Below are 22,727 nucleotides of genomic sequence, written 5' to 3'. Positions count from 1 at the left end.
GGGCCGCCTACTGTGGGCGGCCTCGGAGTTCGACGGGGGAGCGACGGGATGCAATTGGACATTCGGCTTCTGGGTCCTGTCGAGCTGCGGGTCGGCGGCCGGCGCGTCGCGCCGGGACCGGGAAAGCGGCGGGCCGTGCTCGCCGGGCTCGCGCTGGCGGCGAACCGGTCGGTGTCCCTGGACCGGCTGGCCGCCATGGTCTGGTCCGACGTCCCCCCGCCTTCGGCGACGGCCAACCTGCGTTCGCACGCGGCGGCGCTGCGCCGGATGGTGGGCGACCGGCTGGTGACGCGTCCGAACGCGTACGAGCTGCGGATGCAGCCCGACGAGCTGGATGTCACGGAGTTCCACCGGCTGGCGGAGAACGGCCGCACGGCACTGGTCAGGGGGTATGCGCTCGACGCCGTTCCCGCGCTCGGCGCCGCGCTCGCGTTGTGGCGCGGCGCGGCGGGCGAAGGGCTGCCGACCGGCACCACGCTCGACAACCGCTGGGCGAGCCTGGAGGAGCAGCGGCTTCAGGTGTTCGAGGTGCTGACCGATGCCCGCCTGGCGGTCGGCCGGCATGCCGAGCTGCTACCCGGGCTGCGTGAGCATCTGGCCGCGTACCCGTTGCGGGAACGGGCGTGGGGGCAGCTGATGCTCGCGCTGTACCGCTGCGGTGAGGTGCCGGCCGCACTGGCCGCCTACCGGGACGCGCGCGCCCGGCTGGACCAGCACCTCGGCATCGAGCCGGGCGAGGAACTGGCCGCCCTGCACCGGGCGATCCTGGAACGGGCGCCGGACGTCTCGTACACCCGGCCGCCGCCGGTGATCGCGGCACCGTCGGCCGCCGATCCGGCTCCCGCCGCCGAGACCGGCCGGACGGTGCCCCGGGAGCTGCCACCGGATCTGGTCACCTTCGTCGGGCGCACCAGGGAAGCGGGGGAGGTCAGCACGGGAGCGACGGGCCGCGCACCCGCTGTCGTGGTCGTCACGGGCCCGCCGGGAAGCGGCAAGACCGGGCTCGCCGTACACGCGGCCCACGCGGTGGCCGGTGAGTTCACCGACGGGCAGATCTTCGTCGACGTCGCGTACCGGGCCTCGGTCACCCCGGCGGAGTTGCTGGCCCGGGTGCTGCGCGCGCTCGGCGTCGCGGCGGGCGACATGCCCGACAGCGCCGACGAGCGCGCCGGGCGCCTGCGCTCGCTCACCGCCGGACGCCGGCTGCTGCTGGTCCTCGACGGCGTCACCGGCGCGGCCCAGGTGCGGCCCCTACTGCCCGCCAGTCCCGGTCCTGCCCTGATCGCCGTGGCCCGGCGCGCTCTGGGCAACCTCGACGGTGTACGGCGGGTCGCCCTGTCGCCGTTGGCCGAACCCGGCGCCCGGGAACTGCTGGCCGCGCTCGCCGGTCCGGAACGGCTGGCCGCGGATCCGGGCGCGACAGCCGAGCTGATCGGCCTGTGTGCCGGATCGGTGCTGGCGCTGCGGGTCGCCGGCTCGAGACTGGCGACGTGGCCGGGGATGCCGGTGGCCGCGCTGGTCGGCGAACTCACAGCGGGAGGGAGCACGCTGGATCTGCTGAGTTACGACGACCTGTCCGTACGAGCGAGCCTGGCCGCCGCCGTCGCGGGTGTTGCCTCGGAGGACGAGGTGGCCGGCCGGCTGTTCGAGCTTCTCGCCGCCTGCCCGGAGGCTCCGGCGGCGGTGGACCGTGCCGCGGCGGAACTCGGCGAGTCCACCGAACGGATCAGGCGGGCCATGGAAGGCCTGGTCGATGCGCACCTGGTCGCCCGGGACGGTGCAGCCCGCTACCGGCTGCCGGCGCTGGTCAGGGATTACGCCGCCGAATTGTCGACAGTGCCGTCCGGGCCGGCGTCGCGGCTCGTTCGGGGGAACCCGTTCCTCACGTTGTCGTCCCGGTCCGGGTGATCGATTCTGCCGACCGCTCGGGTCGTCCGGCGAGCGTAGACGACAAAGTATCTCGAATATAGATCGCCGTGACAGGCTCCGCTCGTCATCGACCAATCTCAGTGAGACGGGGCGGCATGTCAGGCTACAGACGTCATCGCTATTTCAGTCGGTCCATACGCATGACGGCATTCGCCGTCGCGATCCTCCTCCCGCTCAGCATGATCAGCCAGCCGGCATCCGCCCAGGTCGTCACCGAGGCGCAACTGCCGGCATGCGCCGACCCGTCCGTGCCGGACGACGTCAACCACGCGTCCATCCGCCTCGAAGGACCGGCAGCCGGGTCGGAGGTCGCGGTCGACGCGAACGGCAGGATCGCCGTCAGCGGCTACGTGCACAAGCAGGCCACGATGGTGGACGTCTCGGTCGAGAAGACCACCTCGACCAGCTTCACCTACGGCCCGCCGCCGGAGGGCGTCACGGACTGGTCGGCCTCCTGGACCGCCAGCATGCGCCCACCGCGACTGGGTCCGGTGAAGGTCTGCACCCGTGCCCAGCGCGAACCCGGCCGCTACGCACGGATCCTGCGCGACATCACCGTGCTGGACCTGATCCCGCCGAGCAACGTTCCGAACCTGGCGGTCGGCACGATCACGGCCACCGGCGCCAAGGTGACCTGGGGTGCCGCGACCGACAACTACGGTCTCGCCGGATACGAGGTCACCGTCGACGGGGGCACCCCGCACCGGACCACGGTCGGCACCCGCTCGTACTCGATCACCGGACTCCAGCCGTCCAGCAACCACACGGTCTCCGTGGTCGCCGTCGACCTGGCCGGCAACCGGTCGAAGACGCCCGCCACGACGTCCTTCACGACCGACGCCCTGCCGCCGCCGCCCGACGTGGACGCCGGCCTGACCCTGGACCCGGACGAGGGCGGCGCCATGGCCAGCTGGCACCCGAACCCGGCCACCGAGGCGAGCTACCGCGCCTACCTCGACGGCGAGATCTACGACCACTTCGAGCGAGACCAGCTCTGCGAGGACGGCAACGGCAACGTGGCCAGCCCGTGTACGGCGGACAGCGTCATCAAGCTCCCGATCGAGCCGCTCGAGGAGTACACGCCGTACGCCTTCCGGGTGGAGGCGCTGAGCGCCGACGGCACTGTGGTGCGGGAACTCGCCGGCGACTTCACCACGATGATCCACGTGGACGAGTTGTCGCCGGCGGTCACGCAGGCCACCGCCAGTGAAGCGTCGCAATGCGCGGGCGCCGGTGGTGACATCTACATCGCGGCCAGCTCGCGTGCGAGTGTGCCGGTGCCCTCCGGCGCCACGCAGATCTTCCTCGGCTGTTACCGCGCAGCCGACACCAGCTGCCTCGACGCCGTCCTGCCACCGTCCGGCGAGAAGCTCGTCGACTGTGCGGACGACCTCACCCGCACGCTGTTCGCCATCGCTCCCTCCGGCCGCGGTCCGGTCATCTCGTCGATCGACGACACGCAGCCCCGGCCGCTGCTGTTGCAGGCGGCTGTGGTGCCGATCGCCTGGTGTCTGAGCAGCGGCGCCTGCGCGACGCTCATCGCTCCCGTCGCGGAGACGGCCGCGGCGGCCGCGGTCGCCCCGGTAGCCGCCGCCAGCATCTCGTGGTGGGTCGTCGGCCTCGGCGGCCTCGGCCTCGGGGCCGCGCTGGGCACGCTGCTCGCCATCCTCTTCCCCGGCACCATCGGCGTCAACGGGCTCATCGAGTACCCGATCTCGCACGACGTCGACTTCGAGCAGTTCGACAACTGGGGCCTGGACGAGGGCGAGTGGTACAACAGCCTGAAGGTCTACGCCGAGGTCATCAAGACGACGAAGCTGGTGGCGAACCAGCGCAACCTGCCCTTCGCCTGGGACTCCACGGAGGACGCGCGCCTCAAGCGGATCATCGACCAGGCATGTACGGCGCAGCGCGGCACCCAGGGCAAGGCCGGATGCGACGACGACATCATCGTCTACGTACCCGGGGCCAAGAACTACAAGGGCGCCGACATGACCGAGACCGGCAAGCACATCGTGGCGGCGATGGGCGACGGCGGATATCCGCAGCCGCCGACCCGGGCGGTGTGGTTCTACCCGGCGCGAAGCGCCGGCGGGCAGGCGGCGCGCGCCAAGGGCCACAGCCGCGGCTGGTTCGGCACCGCGGCGTTCAAACCGAACGCGTGCGACGTACGGGTTTCCGGGCAGACCTGCGACGAGTTCCCGTTCTGGTCGACCGACCAGGCGGTCGACCTGACCGGCCAGGTCGCCAGCCTGAAGCTGGTGTCGACAGCCGAGTCGCTTCCGCAGGCCAACGACATCAACGCGTTCTACGGCAAGTGCAAGGTGAGCGACAAGACCAAGTTCGTCGTGCTGCCGGTGAAGCCGTGGGTCGAGGCCGGCGGCCCGAGCTTCGCCTTCAAGCTCAGCGGCGGCGGGGCTAGCCTGTGCATGACGCCCGTGGCACCGTGAGCCGAGGAGCCTCCTGATGCTCGACGACATGCGCGTACTGCGCGAAGCGGTGCGGGAGTACCGCGTCGCGGCGACTGCTGCCGGCCTCGACTGGCCCGATTCGGGCGAGTCGCCGGCCGGGCCGCCGCCGGACCGGGTGCGCCGGATCTTCGACGTGGACCACGTCGCGGATCAGCTGGCCTGGTTGCAGTCGCAGCGCTGGCCGGACGCGCGGTTGCTCCCGAACGGCGGATGGCGGATGCCGTGGCCGGACGGTGGGGACGCGCTCGACTACCTGGGGCTGTCGATCGGCACGCCGTTCCCCTGGCGGCAGCAACTACCCCTGTTCCACTTCGACTTCCTGCTCTACACGTTCGTCCTCGCGGGCGAGCACAAGGGGGAGATCTGGCGCTACCCGGTCGGGGAGGACGCCTGGGAGTCGGTCCGTGCCGCCCCCAGCCTGGCCGTCCTCTTCGACCAGTGGACCAGGGGAATCGCCGCCGGTGTGGTCCGCTACGACGAGGCGAACAAGTGGCTCGTCGTCGAGGACGCGGACGGGGCACCCGGCCTCGACCCGCTGGCCTTCCCGGTGACTCCGGTGGACGAGACGCTGCTGCACGCGCGGCAGCGTGAATGCGGGGCGAGCCCTGTGATCGACGACGACGGCTTCGAGCACCAGGAACGGCTGCTCGACGCCATCGACGCGGCGAAGGCCACGCTCGGCAGCTAGACCGGCCTGCGGTGGGTGGGCCCCGGCCCACCCACCGCAGCCGCGGTCAGTCCTCGAATCCGGCCGGGTGGGCGTCGCCGACGGCGTTCAGCAGCACACCCTGCTCCAGCAGCGCCTTGCAGGCGCAGAGGACCATGGTGAACCCGCCCATCGAGTCGATCGCCCTGCTCACGGCCTGGTCGGCGGTGCCGGCGAAGCCCGTCTCGGTGATCCGGACCAGCGTGGTGTCGTCCTCACCCGGCAGGAACCGCCACTCGACCTGGGTGGGGGACTCCGGATCCCACTCGGCCAGGATGCGGCGGTTCTCCTCCACGTCCTTGACGGTGACGACGGTGGAGACGCCGTACATCTCCCAATCCCAGGTGACGACGGCGCCGGGTTCCAGCCGGCCGCTGCTCCTGGTGAACCAGAACCTCGTGGTCACCGCCGGGTCGGCGAACGCCTCGAAGACCTCGGCGGCGGGCCGGCGGATGAGCATCTGCGCGGTGATGACAGGGGGTCGGGTCAAGCGGTCACTGTCCACGGGCAGCGGTGTTCCCTTCTCTCCTGGCCGGGCACTGCGGATTCGGCCACGGTACGGAATTCGCTTGAGCGGTGCCGCGACATGGGTCAGAGTCGTTCCATGATCTCCTACCGGAAGGGCGGCGACGCCCCGGCGCGATGAGCGCCCCCACGCGGCGCGACGACGCCGCGAAGACCCCGCACGACCTGTGGCAGCAGGCGGTCCGGATCCGCCAGGAATGGCTCGACCACGCCCTGTCCACACAGCCGGCCGACAAGCCCACCGCCGAGCGCTGCCTGACCGCCGTCTACGCGAGGGCGTCGCGGCCGCGACCCCGCTTCGAATGGGTCGACTCGCCGGCGAAGGCACTGCCTCTGGTCAGCGGCTGGCCCACACTCGACCGGCTCCACGAGCGCATCCGGGCGGTACGGCCGCCCCGGACACCGATGCTGGCGAGCGACATCGCCATGGTCGTGTCCCAGCTCCGGGGCGCGCTCAGCGCGGGCGTCGTGCACACCGATCCCGAGCTGTCACCCGCACGCAGGGGTAAGGCCAAGGAGCCGTGGCCCGAGCTGGCGCCGCAGCGGGCGTTCGACGGCGGCGTACCGCTCGCCGTCGTCCTGCACCAGGGGGTACGCGCGGCGCTGCACCGCAGCCTCGCGCACGGGTTCTACCTGCCGGTGCGTGCGGCGCTCGCGGGCGACGGCCCGGTGCCCGTGTGCTGGTACGGGCAGCAGGACGCGTCCTGGATCGCCTACTACGACGTGCTGCGCCGGCTCGGCCTCGCCCGGTACGGGCCGGACGAGGCCGGACACCTGGACACCTGGGCCGACCTGGCCCGCTCCTGCGGCTGGTGGTGGCCGGGGGAGGAGGTCTGCGTCGTGGTGGACCGGCCACAGGTGATCCGGATCGAGCCGGTCCCCGGTACGCCGCACGACCGGGTCCGGCTGCGACCCGGCGGTGTGCGCTACCGCGACGGCTGGCAACCGCTGCTGAGCGGCGTGGGCGCCGATCCGGGATGACGGGCATCCGCGCGGGCGGAGACCTTGATTGGATAGGCGACGGTAAATAGATTGGGCTCGGGCGCCGCCGAGGTCCGCAGACCGGACCTCGGCGGCTGACCGGGCCGCCTTTCGAGCCGGGCACATCGGTCGTACGCATCGACCACTCACCGTGGCGCACCGCCGCGCCGCATCCTCGCGCACCGCCGCGTCCGACGACGACGCGCGCCGCTGCGCCCTGTCCGACGCCGAAGGACTTCCCATGACGATTCTCCGTGCCCGCCCCGCCCCGCTCGTGGCGGCCGTCGCCGCGCTGGCCGCCGTCACCGCGGCCGGTACGGCCCTGCTCACCGGCCCGGCCGCAGCCGCACAGGGCTGCCGGGTCGACTACACACCCAACCAGTGGCCCGGCGGGTTCACCGCGAACATCAAGGTGTCACCGGGTGACACCGCCGTCTCCAGTTGGACGGTCACCTGGACGTACGCCGGGGACGAGCGCGTCACGAACGGCTGGAACGCCACTGTGAGCCAGTCCGGGTCGACGGTGACCGCCCGCAACATGTCGTACAACGGCAGCATCCCGGCTGGCGGCTCGACCGAGTTCGGCGTGCAGGGCACGTACGGCACCGCCGGCGGCGCGCCGACCGGGTTCAGCCTGAACGGCATACCGTGCAACGGCACCGGCCCGACCACGCCGCCGCCCACCACGGCGGTGCCGACCACCGCCCCACCCACGACTGCTCCACCGACCACCCCGCCGCCCACGACGCCACCTCCCACGACGCCGCCGCCGACCACGCCGCCGCCGAGCGGGTGTGCGGGGGCGGTGCTGTGCGACGGCTTCGAGAACCAGACCGGCTCGACGCCGTCGGGTGACTGGAGCGTGGTGAGCCCGGACTGTTCCGGCGCCGGCACGGCCTCCATCGACACGACCACCACGCACAGCGGCAGCCGCGCGGTCCGGATCAACGGTGCCGCCGGGTACTGCAACCACGTGTTCGTCCGGACCACGAAGAACCTCAGCGGCCTGGGCAGCGTCAGGTACGCCCGGATCTGGGTCCGGCACACCACCGCCCAGCCCACCGACCACACCACGATGATCACCATGTCCGACGCCGCCGACGGCAACCGGGACCTGCGGCTGGGCGGCCAGAACGGCGCGCTCCAGTGGAACCGTGCCTCCGACGACGCCACGCTGCCCGAGCAGAGCCCGGCCGGGGTGGCGCAGAGCGTGCCGCTGCCCACCAACCGCTGGGCCTGCCTGGAGTTCATCGTGGACGGCTCCGCCGGCCAGTTGCGTACGTGGCTGGACGGTGTCGCCGTGACCGGGCTGACCGCCGACGGCGTGCCGACGCACGACATCGACGGCCAGTGGTACAACCGCACCTGGCGACCGCAGCTCACCGACCTGAAGCTGGGCTGGGAGAGCTACGGCGGCGGCGCCGACACCCTCTGGTACGACGACGTGGCGATGGGCTCCACCCGGATCGGCTGCTGACCCACCGCGAGTGGAACGTCATGGGTGTCGAACGGGAGCGCGGACACCCATGGCGTTCCACCGAGGGCGGGCGGCTCAGTGCTCGACAGTCATCCGCTGGGTGCCGATCACGGAGAGCAGCCGCAGCGCCTCCTCCGACGGTGAGCCGGGCGTGGCGGTGTAGATGACCACCTGCTGGTCGCGGTCGGTGATGTCGAGGACGTCGCAGTTGACAGTCACCGGCCCGACCAGCGGGTGCCGGAACGTCTTGCACAGCGTCCGCGCGCCGCCCACCTCGTGGGAGGCCCACAGGCGGGCGAACTCCTCGCTCCCGGCGAGCAGCTCCGCGATCAGCGCGGCCATCTCCGGGTCGTCCGGATAGCGGGCCGCCGCGGCACGAAACCGCCCGACCGAGTGGCGGGCGAACTCGCCCACGTCCGACACGTCGTACAGCCCCGCGCCGTGCAGGTGCGGGCCGAGGAACGCCCGGCGGACCAGGTTGCGGTCCCGCCGGGGCACTGCGGAGAAGTCCTCCATGAGCGCCGCCGCGAGGTCGTTCCAGGCGATCACCTCGAACGCCGCCGAGGTCACGAACGCCGCCGCCTGCGGCAGCCGGTGCAGCAGGTCCAGTACGCTCTGCCGTACCTCCCGGGGTGGCCCGGACGGCGGCGCGGGCGGCGCCCCGGCCAGGTGGTGGAGGTGGTCGCATTCGGCGTCGGACAGCCGCAGCGCGCGGGCCAGCCCGGCCAGCACCTCCCGCGACGGACGCGGACCCCGGCCCTGCTCCAGCCGGGTGTAGTACTCGGTGGAGATGAACGCCAGCCGCGCCGCCTCCTCGCGGCGCAGTCCCGGGGTGCGGCGACGCCGTCCGGCCGGCAGGCCCACGTCGGCCGGGGTGATCCGCTCCCGCCTGCTGCGCAGGAACACTGCCAGCTCACGTCGGTCCACGACCCCAGTGTGCCCTCGTGCGGCGGCGCGTATCCAGGTACCGGCGGTACCTGGATGGGCTCCGCGACCGGACGCAGGCTTGCCGGCATGGACACCACACGAACCGACACGATCGTCCACCCGACCGTCGGCCTGCTGGCCGGCAAGGTCGCCTTCATCACCGGCGCCGGGCGCGGCATCGGCGCCGCGGCGGCCCGGCTGTTCGCCGCCGAGGGTGCCCGGGTGCTGCTCGCCGCCCGGACCGAGGAGCAGTTGAAGGCGGTCACCGAGCAGGTCCGGGCCGCCGGCGGCACCGCCGAGTACGTGGTCTGCGACCTGGCCGACGCGGCCAGCGTGCGCGCCGCCGTCGACCGCACGGTCGAGGTGTACGGCCGCCTCGACGTCGCCTTCAACAACGGCGCGACGATCGTGCCGCCCGGACCGATGGACCGGGTACGCGAAGACGACTTCGACCACGTCTACACCGTCAACCTCAAGGGACCGTGGCTCGCCATGGTCGCCGAGGTCGCCGCGATCCGGGCCACGGCGGGCACCGGCGCGATCGTCAACAACTCCAGCGTCGGCAGCCTGATGGGCAACCCCGCACTGCCCGCGTACGGGGCGATGAAGCGCGCGGTGAACAGCCTCACCGAGTCCGCGGCGATCACCTACGGGCCGGAGGGCATCCGCGTCAACGCGATCGCCCCGGGCAGCACGCTCACCGAGATGATGCGCTCCTGGGACGCGGAGTCGCCCGGCATCATCGACCGGCTCGCGGCCGCCAGCCCGTTGCGCCGGGCCGCCGAACCGGACGAGATCGCCCAGGCCGCCGCCTGGCTGCTCAGCGACCGCGCCTCCTTCGTCACCGGTACGGTGCTGCGGGTCGACGGCGGCGCGCGGGCCTGACCCGGCTCAGACGGTGGCGTCCTGGACCGGACGGGGCTCGACCGCGCCGTCCGTCACGGGGGAGGGCCGGAAGCCCTTGACGACCAGGTAGACGCCGAGCGAGAACTCCCACACCGCGATGGGGAGCGCGGCGACCGCCGCCACCGCTGACAGCCGGTCCCACGCGCCGAACAGGGTGCCCAGGTCGGAGGCGACGAGCAGTGGCGCGCCGACGAGCCCGAGCACCGGCAGCACGCGCGGCACGAGGCGGGACTGGTAGAGCAGGGTGCCCAGCAGCAGCGCGTTCACGGCGGGCAGGAAGCCCTGGCTGAGCAGGAAGACCGAGTCGTAGAACGCGACGAGCGCGCGTCCGGTGACGAGCGCGTCCGGTCCGGCGTCGGACTCCCGCAGCGCGACGAGCGTCAGGATGCTCGCGACGCCGACGAGGATGCCCGCGGCTTCGAGCACCCGGGCGCCGACGAAGCCCAGCGCCCGGGCCGGACCCTGGCGCGTGAGCACCGGGTACAGCGCGACGGAGGTGCCGATGCAGGCGAGCGCGACGATCATCTCCAGGACGCCGCCGAGGACGACCGGAGCCTGCGAGGTGGTGCCGAGGACGTAGTCCGACTCGCGGACCGGGGCGTACAGGGCCACGGTGGGGATCGAGACGAAGGTGAGCAGATAGGCGCCGCCCGCGACCAGCGAGGTCTTCCGCAGTGAGTCCATCGGGGCTTCCCTCCGTCGCCGCCCGGCCGATGGTGGTGATGCCCTCACTCTGCTGTGGACCCGCGCGGCGGCACATCGGCCGCTCGGGCAGTCACCTCGCGCGATGCGCACGGGCCACCGGTGCGGCACACCGGTGGCCCGTGCGCGTCAGCGGCTCATCGCGTACGCCACCACGAGCGCGACGAGCGCCAGCGCGGCCAGCACCGCCGCCACGATCTTCGCCGTGCTGTAGGGACGCTCGCCGATGACCTCACCGGTCCGCGCGTTCACCAGAACCTGGTACGACCGGCCCGCGTGCAGGTACGCGGCGATCCACACCGGCAGCAGGACCAGCTTGTACGACACGTCGGAGTACGTGGTGTCCACGGCGGACACCCGCTGCTCGTCACCGCCGATGTCCGACCGGCAGTCCCCCTCGATGACCGGCGCCATCCGCGCCTTCGCCTCGGTCAGGCCCGCCTCGGGCTCGGTGTCGTACCGCAGCGCCTGATATCCGGCCAGGTAGTCGCCGTGGTACGCGGCCGCCTCGGTCAGCGGCCACGGCGCCAGCTTGTCCAACTGCTCGGTGGGCAGGTGGGTGGTGGCCGGCACCAGCACGTCGTCGAAGTCCCGGCGTACGGTGCCGGCGGCCGGATGCCACCGGGTGTGCCGCACCTGCCGGGTCCGCGTCTCCTGCCTGCCGTCGACTGTCACCGTGTACGTCTCGGTGACGTAGTAGTGCTCGCCCCGCTGACCCTGGTAGTCCGACACGGTCCGCGCGTCGAACGTCCAGTGCGGCAGGTACGTGCCCTTGAGCGTCTCCGCCTCGCTGATCTTCTTCAGGCTCCCGGGCGCGAACCAGCGGCTGCGGCACCACTGGCCCAGGGCCGTCCGCACACCGTTGCGGTCGACGGCGAACGGCAGCACCGCCTCCGGCGCGATCAGCTCACCCGCCCCGGCGTCGGCCACCAGGGGAGCCGCGCAGAACTGGCAGCGCTGCGCCAGCGCGTCGCTCTCCGTCCGGGCGCCGCAGCCCGGGCAGACGAACGTGTGCGCCCCGACGCTCGCCACCGGCTTGCGGGGCAGCGACGCCAGTTCCGCGTACGCGTGCTCACGTACCTCCCGGCCGGCGCCGGCGATCTCCTGCCGGTGCCCGCAGTACGGGCAGCTCAGCGCGGTCGTGCCGGGCGCGAACTCGACCCGGGCGCCGCACCCCCCGCACTGGTAGGAGGGCGGCGAGACAGCCGTGTCGCTCATTGCGGCGGCAGCGGCGGCGGGACGCTGGCGAGCACCGACGCCAGCTCGGGCACCTGCCCGGCGGGCTGCCACTGCGCCATCCCGGTACGCCAGACGAGCGTGTCCGCGCCGAGCGCGCCCGCGTTCGCCTGCTCGGCCAGCGCGCCGAGGTCGTACGGGCCCTGCCGCTGGCCGCCGACGCCGACGTACCACTGGGCCTGGCCCGGCAGCGGCGGCGGCTCGGCGGCGGCCGGCTGCGTGGCGGCGGGCTGGGCCGGGTGCGTGGCCGCGCCACCGCCCATCGACCGAGCCATCTGCTGGCCCATCGCCATGCCCAGGCCCAGGCCGATGCCCGCGCCCGCCTCGCCACCCGGGTTGTTCGCCGCGGCCTCCATCGCGTTCGCGGCCTGGAAACGGGTGTACCGGTCCAGGTCGCCGACCGCGCCCATGCTGGTCCGCTTGTCCAGCGCCTGCTCGACCTCCGGCGGCACCGACACGTTCTCGATGACGAACTTGGGGATCGCGATTCCGACCTCGGCCAGTTCCTCGGTCAGCACGGCGGCCAGCCGCCGGCCGATCGCGTCCTGGTGCGCGGCGAGGTCCAGCAGCGGCACGCCGGCCGTGGCGAGCGCGCCGCCCAGGCGTCCCACCATGAGCTGCCGCAGGTATTCCTGCACCTCCTCGGTGCGGAACTGCGGATCGGTGCCGGCCAGTTCCCGCAGCAGCCGCGACGCGTCCACCACGCGGGCCGCGAAGGCGCCGAACGCCCTTACCCGGACGACGCCGAACTCGGCGTCGCGCAGGATGACCGGGTTCTGGGTGCCCCACTTCATGTCGGTGAACTGCCGGGTGTTGACGAAGTACACCTCGGCCTTGAACGGCGAGTTGAAGCCGTACTTCCAGCCCTTCAGCGTGGACAGGATCGGCAGGTTGCGGGTCTCCAGCGTGTACGTCCCGGGTTCGAAGACGTCGGCGATCTTCCCCTCGTTGACGAACACCGCCGTCTGGGACTCCCGGACGACCAGTTTGGCGCCCATCTTGATCTCGTTCTGATACCGGGGGAATCGCCAGACCATCGTGTCGCGGCTGTCGTCCAGCCACTCGATGATGTCGATGAGTTCGCCCCGGAGCTTGTCCATCAGCCCCATCGCAACCCTTTCCTCGGCGCCGGTCTCCGGCGTCGCGGGCGACCATAGCAACCGCCCGCCACCTGCGAAAAGAGAACGATTCTGCGCCTATCGGCGCCCACCGATCGGGGTTGCTCAGCCGGTTTCGCCGGCCATCGATTCGCCGGTGGCCGTACGCTGCTCCGGAATCCGGGACGCCCGGCCGGGGGTGTCGACGACGCGTTCGGTCTCCTGCACCAGATAGTGCGGACGGCGCTTCGTCTCGTAGTAGATCCGGCCGATGTACTCGCCAATCACCCCGAGAATCATCATCTGGATGCCGCCGAGCCCGATCACGCTGACGATGATGGTGGTGTAGCCGGGCACGTCGATGCCCTTCTCCACGGCGTCGGCGACCACCCAGGCCATGTAGCCCACCGCGATGAGCGTGAGGAACAGTCCGCCGTAGATGGCCAGGCGCAGCGGCCGGTTGTTGAACGACAGCAGGCCGTCGAACGCGTAGTTGAACAGCTTGCCGAACGTCCAGCGGCTCTGCCCGGCCTGCCGGGTCTCGTTGCGGTGCGCCACCACGGCGGTGCGGAAGCCGATCCAGGAGAACAGGCCCTTGGAGAAGCGGTTGTACTCCGGCATCGCCAGGATCGCGTTCACCGCGAGCCGGGACAGCAGCCGGAAGTCACCGGCGCCGTCGAGCAGGCGGACGTCTATCCACCAGTTGACCAGCCGGTAGAAGGATCGCGAGGCGACCATCCGGATGAACCGGTCACCGCGGCGGTCCCGGCGGGCGATCACCTGGTCGAACCCCTGGCGGTAGAGCATCACCATCTCGGGCAGCAGCCGCGGCGGGTGTTGCAGGTCGGCGTCCATGATGACGACCGCGTCGCCGGTGGCCCGGCGCAGGCCGGCGAGCATGGCCGCCTCCTTACCGAAGTTGCGGCTCAGCGACGTGTAGCAGACGGCCGGGTCGGCCGCGGCGAGCCGGCGCAGCGCCGCCAGCGTGCCGTCCTCGCTGCCGTCGTCGACGTACACCACCTCGACGTCCACGTCGGTCAGCTCGGCGAGCGCGGCGCTGAGCATCTCGTGCAGCCGCTCCACCGACGCTTCCTCGTTGAAGCAGGGCACCACCACCGACAACCGCACGGTGCTCACCCCGCCCGGCCCGGACACACGCATCCGGCGCCCACGCCGTCAGAGGCGGTAGACAAGCGTGCCATCGACATCCTCCCGGGTGATGCCCAGCCCGTCGACCGGCCGGTTCTCGATGCCGTCCCACGGCGTTCCCGCCGCGCGGCTCGGCACCGCGACGACCGACCGCACGCCGATCCCGCGCAGGTAGGCCACGCTGCCCGCGTCGGGGAACGTCGCCACGGCGACCCGCGTCTGGGCCTGGGTGACCGGCTCGAAGCCGCCGAGCCCGTTGGTGATCCGGGGGAACCCGTCGGTGGACCACAGCATGTAGTTCAGATCGCCCACCCCGCCGGCCGGCAGCACCAGCATCGGTTCCGGCGCGGTCCGTATCGCGGCCGGTGGCGTCGGCACGGTCGGGTGCGGCGTGCGGTTGACGCCCTCCAGCGTGACCAGGGCGAGCGGCACCAGCAGGACCAGCGCCGCCGCGGCCCGGGACACGCGTGCGGCCGCGGGCCGGCGCCACGACTCGGCCAGCGCCGTCACCAGCCCGGCCGCCAGCACGGCGAGCAGCAGGCTGGTCCAGTGCATCATCCGGCCCGGGGTACGCAACGCGTCCCAGCCCGGCAGGAGGTTGGACAACGTCAGGTAGCCGGGGTCGCCGTCCCCGCCGAGCGTGGCGCCCAGGCCCAGCAGCACGGTGCCAGCCACGCCGAGCCCCAGCGCGATCCGGTGCCGCACCGGGAACGCCGAGACGAACAGCCCCGCCGCGGCCAGCCCGATCAGCGTCATGCCGGGTAGCAGCGCCATCTCCGGCGGCCAGGACAGCTGCTCGCGGGCGGCGGCGTGCCGTTCCCCCCACAGCCACGAGTCGCCCGGCGCGGTGACGAACCCGATCAGCGGCGGGGAGAACATCTTGGTCCAGTCCAGCGAGCGGACGGCCTGCGGGTTGAGGTCGACCACGCGCAGGTAGACCAGACCGAGCAGCAGCGTCACGGTGCCGAACACGGCGCCGCCGGCCAGGTCCGCGACGAGCAGCCGCCGGCCGAACGGGGGGCGCTCCCGCTTGCGCCACCAGGACCAGCCGTAGCAGCCGGCCGCCACCAGCACGGCGGCCAGCAGGAAGTAGACGAGCGGCAGCCCGATGCCGAAGCCGAGCGTCACCTGCCAGGCCGCGACGAGCCACCCGGCCACCGCCCAGCCGGGCCGGCGGCGCTCCGGCCGGTATCCGTGACGCAGCGACCAGCCGTGGCCGCGCGCCAGCATCGCCAGCGCCAGCGCGATCCCGCCGCTGGACAGGATGTTCAGGTGGCCGGAGTGCGCCAGCCGCCAGGGCGCGTACGCCCACGCGATCCCGGCGACCGCACCGCCCCAGCGGTTGGCGCCGAGCTGCCGGGCCAGCGCGTACGCCCCGAGGAACGCCAGCGCGTGCAGCAGCACGTAGAGCACGTTGTAGCGGATCACAGCGGCCTCGAAGCCGGAGCCGAGCATCCCGAACGGGGCGTACCCGAGCAGCGTGTCGCTGTAGGCGTAGGTGTAGCGCTCCGGGTAGAACGTGTTCGAGTTCCAGAGGTTGGCCGGGTCGCTGAGCAGGGCGTGCCCCGACCAGGCGACCTGCCACGCCTGCAACGTCGGGTCGCCGAGGTCGCCGGGGATCGTGGTCGCCGGGTGCCGCATCGTCGGCCAGGTCAGCACCACCGCCAGCAGCAGGCTGCCCAGGATCGCCAGCGTCCACTCCGGGTTCGGCCGCCACCGGCGTCTGCCGTCCGGGGAACGCCCGTCGGAGGGGCGGTCGTCCGAGGGCGGCTCGGCGGGAGGCCGCGCGGGACCGGTGTCCTCAGCGGCCGGCGGGGCGACGGCGGGCCGGATTTTCATGGGATAGATGCTTCACGATGCTGCTGGTCCTGTCGATCCGCTGTCCGAAATGTGGTTGAAACTTCCGGCCGGCATACCGGAAGGCCGGCTACTCGAACCGGTCGGCGAGCGCCGACAGCTTACTGACGTACGCCGGCCAGTCGTAGCCCTCGGGAACGTTCCGGTTGTCCCGCCCCAGCCCGATCGCCGCGTCGTGCTGCTCGCGCATGACGTCGGCGTGCCCGGCGTGCCGGGCCAGGTCGACGCAGACGTGCACGATGACATGGTGCAGTGTCACGTCCTGCCGGCCCGGCTGCCACCACGGCACCCGCCCCGGCGCGTCCAGCGGCAGCGTCTCGATCGTCTCGTCCGCGAACGCCCCGACGCGGCGGTACAGGTCGATCAGCCCGTCCTTTGTCTCGTCGGCCCGGGCGTACCAGTCCGCCTGCGGGTCGCCGTCGAACGCGTCGTCCGGAACCAGTTCCCCGGGGGTGGGGAACTTGCGGCCGAACGTGGGCCCGAAGTAGCCGGCTTCGACGTTCAGGCAGTGCTTGAGCAGGCCCAGGAAGTTGTTGCCGGTCGCGGTGCGGGGAAGCCGGGCCTCACGTTCGCTCAGCCCGTCGAGCTTCCAGATCAGATTCTCCCGGATCGCGCGCAGGTAGTGGTGCAGCGTTGCCTTCGGGTCGTACGGCTCACTCATGCCCGACACTCTTCCGCATGGGTCGGACATCGTGGGGGCGCCGTCAGCCGGTCTGGCTGTTGTCCTTGTGCGCGCCCCACCCGTGCCAGCGCTCGATCTCGATCCAGGCGCTGACCCGGTTGCGGTCCCGCCGGGGGTACGGCCGCCCGGTGTAGTGCTGCGAGATCCGGTCGATGTCCGCCAGGCCGTCGTCGTCGCGCAACTCGGCGACGCGCCCGATGAGGCTGACGTGGGTGTACCAGTTCTCCTCGTCCAGCACGGTCAGGGAGACCCGGGGATCGCTGCGCAGGTGCGCCAGCCGGCGGCGGCCCTCGTCCATGTTCACCAGGACGCGGCCGTCCTCCCACAGGTACCAGGTGGCCGCGGACACCGGCTGGCCGTCGCGCAGCGTGGCGATGACGGCCGGATTCGGCTTGCGCAGCATGGCGACGGCGGGCTCGGGCAGCGGCGGCTTCGACATGGCTCTCACTCTACGTACCGGCCGGGTTCGCCGCTGGTCATGCGGACGGCGCCGCCCGGACGGGCTCCCCGGCGGCGCCCGCCGGGGAGCCCGTCGCACGCCGGTCAGGCGCGTGCGCTCCACTGCTGGTTGGTGCCGCCGTGGCAGTCCCAGAGGTTGATCCTGGTCCCGTTGGCGGTGCCGTAGCCGGCCGCGTCCAGGCAGCGCCCGGACTGGACGCCGCTGATCGTGCCGTTGGCGTTGAGGTTCCACTGCTGGTTGGGCTGGCCGTTGCAGTCCCAGATGATCACGCTGGTGCCGTTCGCGGTGCCCCGCCCACTCGCGTCGAGGCACTTGTTGCCAAGCACCTGCAACTGCTTGGCCGAGGTGTAGGTCCAGCGCTGCATGGTGCCGCCCCAGCAGTCGTACAGCTGCACCGCGGTGCCGTTCGTGGTGCTGCCGTTCGGCACGTCCAGGCACCGGCCCGAGCCGGCGCCGACGAGCTGCACGTTCTGGTACGTGCCGCCGCCGCTGCCGGGGGTGCCGATGCTGCCGGACACCGACTGCAACGCGCGATACCAGACCGCTGCCATCTTGTCGTAGCCGGTGGCGGTCGGGTGGATGCCGTCGATCAGGTCGGCGGTGGTCAGCGCCGAGTGCTGGTCGACCAGGTGGACCCGCTTGCCGGCGTTCACCTTCGACTGCACGATGCCGGGCAGCGCGGCGTTGAACGTGCGCACCGCCGCCGCCTGGCCGGAGTTGGCGAGCGGGATGATCTGCGCGACGAACACGTCCGCGTTCGGCGCCGTGGTGGTGATGCGGTCGATGAGCGAGGAGAGCCGGTTCGGCGCGGTCGAGACGTTGTAGTTCTGCAGGATGTCGTTGGTGCCGATGTGCAGCAGCACGGTGCGCGGCTGGTAGGCGTTCAGCCAGCCGGTGATGTTGGCGTCGATCTGGTCGATGCGCCAGCCGGGGTGGCCCTCGTGGTCGTGGTCGCCGAGGTTGCCCGGCCCGTTGAACTGCGAGCCGACCAGGTCGACCCGGTAGCCGCCGCCGGCCAGCCGCTGCCACAGGCCGATCCGGTAACCGCCCGGCACCTGGGTGCCCTCGGTGATGGAGTCACCGAGCGGCATCACCCGGGTGCCGCCGTTGGACTCCGCGCCCGCCGGGCCGGCGGGCGTCAGCACGCCGGCGGCCAGCAGCGCCAGCGCGGCGCCCGCGGTGAGCCATCTCCTCGCTCCGGTACGCATGAACGCTCCTCTCACGGGCTGGTGCAGGTCAGGGACGGGGTGGACGGTGAGCCGTCGGCGATGAAGCCGAACGTGGTCGAGCCGGACGCGGGCACGGAGCCGTTGTACGCCGCGTTGCGGACGGTCGCCGTGGATCCGCTGGTGCTCAGCGTGCCGCTCCAGACCTGGCTGATGCTCTGACCACCGGCGAGGTTCCACCGCACCGACCAGCCGTTGAGCGCCGCGGCGCCCGCGGTGACCGTCACCTCGGCCTGGAAACCGCCGGACCAGGAGTTGGTGGTGCGGTAGGTCGCGGTGCAGGCGTCGCCGGTCGGCGGCGGCGTGCTGGGCGGCGGGGGAGAGGAGGGTGGCGGGGTCGACGGGGGGACCGGCGGCGGGGTGCCGCTGAGGCCGGAGGTGAACCACCAGTGGTCGATGTTGAACAGCGAGCCGCTGCCGCCGGTGAACCGCAGGTAGAGGTCGTGGGTGCCGGTGGCGCCGCTGACCGGGCAGCTCGGGTTGGTCCAGGTCTGCCAGTCGCCGGTGGGGGTCACCTGGCAGGTGCCCACCAGCGGGCCGGTCACGCTGTCCAGGCGCAGCTCGATGGACCCCCCGCTGCCGGCCGAGGCCACCATGGCGGTGAACTTGGTCGCGCCGGCGCCGAAGGCCACGCCCTTGACCTTGATGTAGTCCCCGTTGTCGATGTAACCGACGTTCCTCCCGCCCAGGGAGGACGCCTCGGTCTCGACCCCCTGCCCCCAGGCCATCGTCTCGGCCTCCTGCCGGGAGTACGGGTTCACGGTGCCGACCTGGGGGGCGCCGGTGGTGGTCATGTTGATCGTGGGGATCGAGCCGTCAGCGCCGTAGGAGAACTTCTCCACCGCCACCGACCTGGTGAAACCGCCGCCGCCGGGCAACGCGCCGTTGTGGTAGAAGAAGTACGAGTTGCCCTTGAAGTCGATGATCCCGGGGTGGTTGGTGAAGCTGCTGCCCTGGGTCGGCATGATCGTCCCGCGGTACGTCCACGGGCCCAGCGGCCCGGGAGCGGTCGAGTAGGCGACGAACTCCGAGCAGCACTTGGCCGCGAACGCCATGTAGTAGAGGCCGTTGCGCTTGTACACCCACGGCCCCTCCTCGTAGAGGGTCGGCCGGTTCGCGTCACCGGTCCGCGCCCCGAAGCCCGCGGTGGTCAGCGGGATCTGGGTGGGGCTGCCGGAGTACGAGGTCATGTCCGCGTTCAGCTTCACGTACCACAGTCGCGGGTTGCCCCAGTACAGGTACGCCTGGCCGTCGTCGTCGATGAACACCGTCGGGTCGATCTCGCCGTTGCTCACCAGCGGACGCCCGATGGCGTCACGGAACGGCCCGGTGGGGCTGTCCGCCACCGCCACCCCGATGCCCATCTGGCCGGTCGCCCGGACGACCATCGGCACGTACCAGTAGAACTTGCCGTTGCGCTGGACCGCCTGGCCGGCCCACGCGTCCTGCTTGGCCCAGCTGAACGTGGCGAGGCTGAGCGGCGACCCGTGGTCGGTCCAGTTCACCATGTCGTCGGACGAGAAGACCCGCCACTCCTTCATGGTGAACCAGGTCGAGTTGTCCTCGTCGTGGCCGGTGTAGAGGTAGACGCGGCCGTCGTGGACCAGCGGGGCCGGGTCGGCCGTGTAGATCGTCTGCACGATCGGGTTGTCCGCCCGGGCGACGGTCGGGGTCAGCCCTCCGGCGATGACCGGGGCCAGCCCCAGCAGGGCGAGCATGGTCACGGCCAGCGCGAGCCATCGTCTGGTCCGGCGGTCGGGTCTCCATAGCGTTGAGGTCACAGGTCGTCTCCCCGGTAGGCCGCGCCGCGGCGGATGGGTACGGTCGGCGAAGGTCGGGCCGTCACGCCCGGCTCCACTTCTGGCTGCTGCCGCCGGTGCAGGCGGACAGGACGATCGGGGTGCCGTTGCCGGTACCGCCGCCGTTCGGGCTCAGGCACAGTCCGGACTGGACGCCGGTGATCGTGCCGTCGGTGTTGACGTTCCACTGCTGGTTGGCGCCGCCGTTGCAGTCCCAGATGATGACCCGGGTGCCGGACGAGGTGCTCTGGCCCTCGGCGTCGAGGCACTTGCTGCCGTACACCTGGAGCTGCCGGCCGGAGGTCGCCGTCCACTGCTGGTTGGCGCCGCCGTTGCACTCCCACAACGTCACCTGCGTGCCGTTGGTCTGGGACTGGTTCGGCACGTCCAGGCAGCGGCTGGAGTTGGGGTTGAGCAGGGCGCCGCTCGTACCCCCGGGGTTGCCGCCCGGGCCGGCGACCACCGACAGGTCGTCGAACTGGGCGGTCTCGCCCTGGCTGGTGCCGAAGCCGACCTGGCCGGTGCCGAACGTGGAGTCGGTGACCGTGCCGACAGTCGTGCCGTCGATGGTGGCGGTGATGGTGGAGCCGGCGAAGCCCAGCGCGAGGCTGTGCCAGCGGTCGGTGCCGAGCGCGGCGACGTTCCCGCTGCGCAGCGTGGCGAGCTGCCCGGCGGTGTTGTTGCGCAGGATCGACCACGAGCCGGAGTCGGTGACCCGCAGGAAGTAGCCGTTGTACCGGCCGATCGGGTCGAGGTTCGTGGTGCCGACGCGGCCCTGGATCTGGGCGTAGCCGGACTGTTCGAGCAGGACGTCGGCGGAGACGGTGTAGTTGCCCCAGCTCAGGTTCCCGCCGTAGGTGGCCGGGTCGGCGAGCGTCTTCCAGGTGATCGGGGCCTGCGCGGACATCTGCCGCAGGCACATGCCGGCCCGGCCGCCGCCGCAGCCGACGGTCTCGAACGCGCCCTGCATGTCCTGGAGGTACTTCGGTATCCGCCCGGCCGCGTAGCCGTCGAAGTCGTCGCGGTACGGCAGGCCGAGCGAGCCCTGGGCCGGGCTGGTGGCGGTGCCCTTGCCCTGCCCGGTGGTCGTGGTGACGGTGTAGAGGTGTCCGGGCTGGACGGTGAGCGAGAACGATCCGCCCGACGGGGTGATGTCCGCGCCGCGGACGAAGAAGTCGTTCGGGTTCGTCGAGTTCAGGTTCGTGGACCAGACGTGCACCTGGCCGGTGGAGAGCCCGCCGGTGACGTTCACGGTGAGCTGCTGCGCCGCTGTGGCGTCCATGGTCTCGATGACGGTGCTGTAGTCGCCGCCGGTGGGGGAGCGCAGCGACACGTAGCTGCCGTTGTTGCGGTTGCCGCCCAGGTAGCCCGAGGACGAGTCGAGGTAGCGCCAGCCGGGCGCGGTGAACTGGGTGGTGTGCGCCAGCGCCCAGGTGTTCTTGCCGACCGAGTACCAGCCGGACCAGGGCTGGTTGGCCAGGATCAGCCCGACCGTGGACCAGGGCAGGTTCGGTGTGATCGCGGCGATCAGGTCCCAGTTGAGGTAGGCGACCATCCGGCCGTCGATGTAGCCGCGGTTGATGCCGCGGGCCAGCGGCTTGGCGCCGTCGTTGTAGTCCTGCGAGCCGCCCTCGCTGTTCCACAGCGTCTTGCCGGTGCTGGTGGCGGTGGACGAGACGGTGCAGGTGGTCTGCGCGCTGAGGTAGCCGCACGGGTAGTGGCCGCTGAGCACGTCGATGCTGTTGCGTAGCGTGGTGTTGCCGGCGACGGCGTTCGCCGGGCCCCAGCTGCCCGGGTAGTCGTCCCCGTAGATGATCTTCACGCCGCTGTAGCCGTTGGCGTTCAGCGCCTGACGCAGGCTGATGGTCCAGTTCGCGTCGGTCCGCTTCTCGTTCTGGGCGGCGGTGATGTAGTCCATGGTGAGGTTGTGCTGCCGCGCGCAGCCCAGCCAGTCCACGAAGTAGTTGATCATGTCCTGGGACATGAAGTTGCCGTTGCCGATCCACCCGGGAGCGCCCCAGGGCAGTGCCGCCAGCTTGATGGCGGGGTTGCGGGCCTTGGCCTGCTCCATGATCCACCACTGGTAGCCGCGGTTGCAGTTGAGATCGCCCCGGACGTGCTCGTGGCTCGGCTCGGAGCCGCTGGTGGAGTTGGTGTCGCCGCCCATCTCCACCTTGAGGATCTGCAACGCGGCGCCGTGGCCGGGCTTGAACAGGTAGTCCAGGATCTGCCCGCGTTGCGGCTCGGGATAGTCGATCAGCAGCCGACTGTTGCCGCCGCCGCCGCTGACCGCGCCGACCCCGTCGAACGTCTGGCCGCCGGAGGCGCCGTTGACGGTGATCGAGGTGGCCGCCTGCGCGGGGGTCGCGGCGAGCGTCAGGCCGCCGCCGGTGGCGGCCAGGGCGAGAGCGAGGGCGGGTGCGGCGAGACGCGATGGCCCGGATCGGACGGGCCGGGGACGGGGGATCACCATGACGGCTCCTCGGGTACGCGCGGGCGCCCGACCGTCCGGGACGGTGCCTCGCGAGTTGTGGATGGCCGTCGGTGTAAACGCTAACAGCGGCGGTGCGGTGGCCCCAGGGGTGCCGGTGGTGGTG

At 71.9% G+C, this 22,727-nt stretch carries 18 protein-coding genes; 6 read left to right on the top strand and 12 right to left on the bottom strand.

Annotated features, from left to right (window positions below):
* The first annotated feature begins 48 nt into the window (after nucleotides 1-48).
* The 3 genes from FHX31_RS21055 to FHX31_RS21045 all read left to right on the top strand — a co-directional run bounded on the left by FHX31_RS21055 (nucleotide 49) and on the right by FHX31_RS21045 (nucleotide 5,088).
* Nucleotides 49-1,908, top strand: coding sequence for an AfsR/SARP family transcriptional regulator (locus FHX31_RS21055; RefSeq protein WP_184977060.1), 1,860 nt, complete (start codon nucleotides 49-51; stop codon nucleotides 1,906-1,908).
* 161 nt (nucleotides 1,909-2,069) lie between these two features.
* Complete coding sequence (locus tag FHX31_RS21050) at nucleotides 2,070-4,379, top strand: NucA/NucB deoxyribonuclease domain-containing protein (protein ID WP_402881794.1); 2,310 nt, start codon at nucleotides 2,070-2,072, stop codon at nucleotides 4,377-4,379.
* A 16-nt stretch (nucleotides 4,380-4,395) separates the two neighbouring features.
* A complete protein-coding gene (locus FHX31_RS21045) occupies nucleotides 4,396-5,088 on the top strand; it encodes a hypothetical protein (RefSeq protein ID WP_145752571.1) in 693 nt (230 codons plus the stop codon).
* 46 nt (nucleotides 5,089-5,134) lie between these two features.
* Here the strand turns inward: FHX31_RS21045 and FHX31_RS21040 are convergent, their stop codons facing one another.
* Nucleotides 5,135-5,596 carry an SRPBCC family protein gene (locus FHX31_RS21040; protein WP_030270875.1) on the bottom strand — a complete coding sequence of 154 codons (462 nt, stop codon included), beginning with the start codon at nucleotides 5,594-5,596 and terminating at the stop codon, nucleotides 5,135-5,137.
* A gap of 152 nt (nucleotides 5,597-5,748) precedes the next feature.
* Here FHX31_RS21040 and FHX31_RS21035 point away from each other — a divergent pair, with 152 nt between their 5' ends.
* Complete coding sequence (locus FHX31_RS21035; RefSeq protein ID WP_071096028.1) at nucleotides 5,749-6,612, top strand: DUF6745 domain-containing protein; 864 nt, start codon at nucleotides 5,749-5,751, stop codon at nucleotides 6,610-6,612.
* Nucleotides 6,613-6,853: 241 nt separating this feature from the next.
* Complete coding sequence (locus FHX31_RS21030; RefSeq protein ID WP_184977058.1) at nucleotides 6,854-8,089, top strand: cellulose-binding domain-containing protein; 1,236 nt, start codon at nucleotides 6,854-6,856, stop codon at nucleotides 8,087-8,089.
* A gap of 75 nt (nucleotides 8,090-8,164) precedes the next feature.
* Here FHX31_RS21030 and FHX31_RS21025 read toward each other — a convergent pair whose 3' ends face one another.
* Nucleotides 8,165-9,016 carry a helix-turn-helix transcriptional regulator gene (locus tag FHX31_RS21025; RefSeq protein ID WP_184977057.1) on the bottom strand — a complete coding sequence of 284 codons (852 nt, stop codon included), beginning with the start codon at nucleotides 9,014-9,016 and terminating at the stop codon, nucleotides 8,165-8,167.
* An 87-nt stretch (nucleotides 9,017-9,103) separates the two neighbouring features.
* Between FHX31_RS21025 and FHX31_RS21020 the strand changes: the two genes are divergently transcribed.
* Nucleotides 9,104-9,901 carry an SDR family NAD(P)-dependent oxidoreductase gene (locus FHX31_RS21020; RefSeq protein ID WP_184977056.1) on the top strand — a complete coding sequence of 266 codons (798 nt, stop codon included), beginning with the start codon at nucleotides 9,104-9,106 and terminating at the stop codon, nucleotides 9,899-9,901.
* 6 nt (nucleotides 9,902-9,907) lie between these two features.
* On the opposite strand, the gene FHX31_RS21015 is transcribed toward FHX31_RS21020, so the two are convergent.
* The 10 genes from FHX31_RS21015 to FHX31_RS20970 form a co-directional block, all read right to left on the bottom strand.
* Complete coding sequence (locus FHX31_RS21015) at nucleotides 9,908-10,606, bottom strand: DUF4386 domain-containing protein (protein ID WP_071096025.1); 699 nt, start codon at nucleotides 10,604-10,606, stop codon at nucleotides 9,908-9,910.
* 147 nt (nucleotides 10,607-10,753) lie between these two features.
* The gene (locus FHX31_RS21010) at nucleotides 10,754-11,842 is read right to left on the bottom strand and encodes a TFIIB-type zinc ribbon-containing protein (RefSeq protein ID WP_013285130.1); all 1,089 of its coding nucleotides are present in this window, start codon (nucleotides 11,840-11,842) and stop codon (nucleotides 10,754-10,756) included.
* Nucleotides 11,839-12,969 (bottom strand): SPFH domain-containing protein, encoded by a 1,131-nt coding sequence (locus FHX31_RS21005; protein ID WP_184977055.1) that lies wholly within the window; start codon nucleotides 12,967-12,969, stop codon nucleotides 11,839-11,841. The genes FHX31_RS21010 and FHX31_RS21005 overlap by 4 nt, the downstream gene beginning before the upstream one ends.
* 114 nt (nucleotides 12,970-13,083) lie before the next feature.
* Complete coding sequence (locus tag FHX31_RS21000) at nucleotides 13,084-14,118, bottom strand: glycosyltransferase family 2 protein (RefSeq protein ID WP_013285132.1); 1,035 nt, start codon at nucleotides 14,116-14,118, stop codon at nucleotides 13,084-13,086.
* Nucleotides 14,119-14,133: 15 nt separating this feature from the next.
* Nucleotides 14,134-15,945, bottom strand: coding sequence for a hypothetical protein (locus FHX31_RS20995; protein WP_184977054.1), 1,812 nt, complete (start codon nucleotides 15,943-15,945; stop codon nucleotides 14,134-14,136).
* 88 nt (nucleotides 15,946-16,033) lie between these two features.
* Nucleotides 16,034-16,624, bottom strand: coding sequence for a DinB family protein (locus FHX31_RS20990; RefSeq protein ID WP_184977053.1), 591 nt, complete (start codon nucleotides 16,622-16,624; stop codon nucleotides 16,034-16,036).
* A gap of 43 nt (nucleotides 16,625-16,667) precedes the next feature.
* Nucleotides 16,668-17,084, bottom strand: coding sequence for a PPOX class F420-dependent oxidoreductase (locus tag FHX31_RS20985; RefSeq protein ID WP_013474636.1), 417 nt, complete (start codon nucleotides 17,082-17,084; stop codon nucleotides 16,668-16,670).
* Between the two features lie 104 nt (nucleotides 17,085-17,188).
* A complete protein-coding gene (locus tag FHX31_RS20980) occupies nucleotides 17,189-18,313 on the bottom strand; it encodes an RICIN domain-containing protein (protein ID WP_013474637.1) in 1,125 nt (374 codons plus the stop codon).
* 11 nt (nucleotides 18,314-18,324) lie between these two features.
* Entirely contained in the window at nucleotides 18,325-20,049 is a 1,725-nt protein-coding gene (locus FHX31_RS20975) for a family 43 glycosylhydrolase (protein ID WP_184977838.1), read from the bottom strand.
* 124 nt (nucleotides 20,050-20,173) lie between these two features.
* Nucleotides 20,174-22,603 carry a ricin-type beta-trefoil lectin domain protein gene (locus FHX31_RS20970; protein ID WP_184977052.1) on the bottom strand — a complete coding sequence of 810 codons (2,430 nt, stop codon included), beginning with the start codon at nucleotides 22,601-22,603 and terminating at the stop codon, nucleotides 20,174-20,176.
* Nucleotides 22,604-22,727: the final 124 nt, after the last annotated feature.

This window comes from Micromonospora sp. CNZ286, from assembly GCF_014207755.1.
This window is presented reverse-complemented; position numbering and strand designations above follow the sequence as displayed.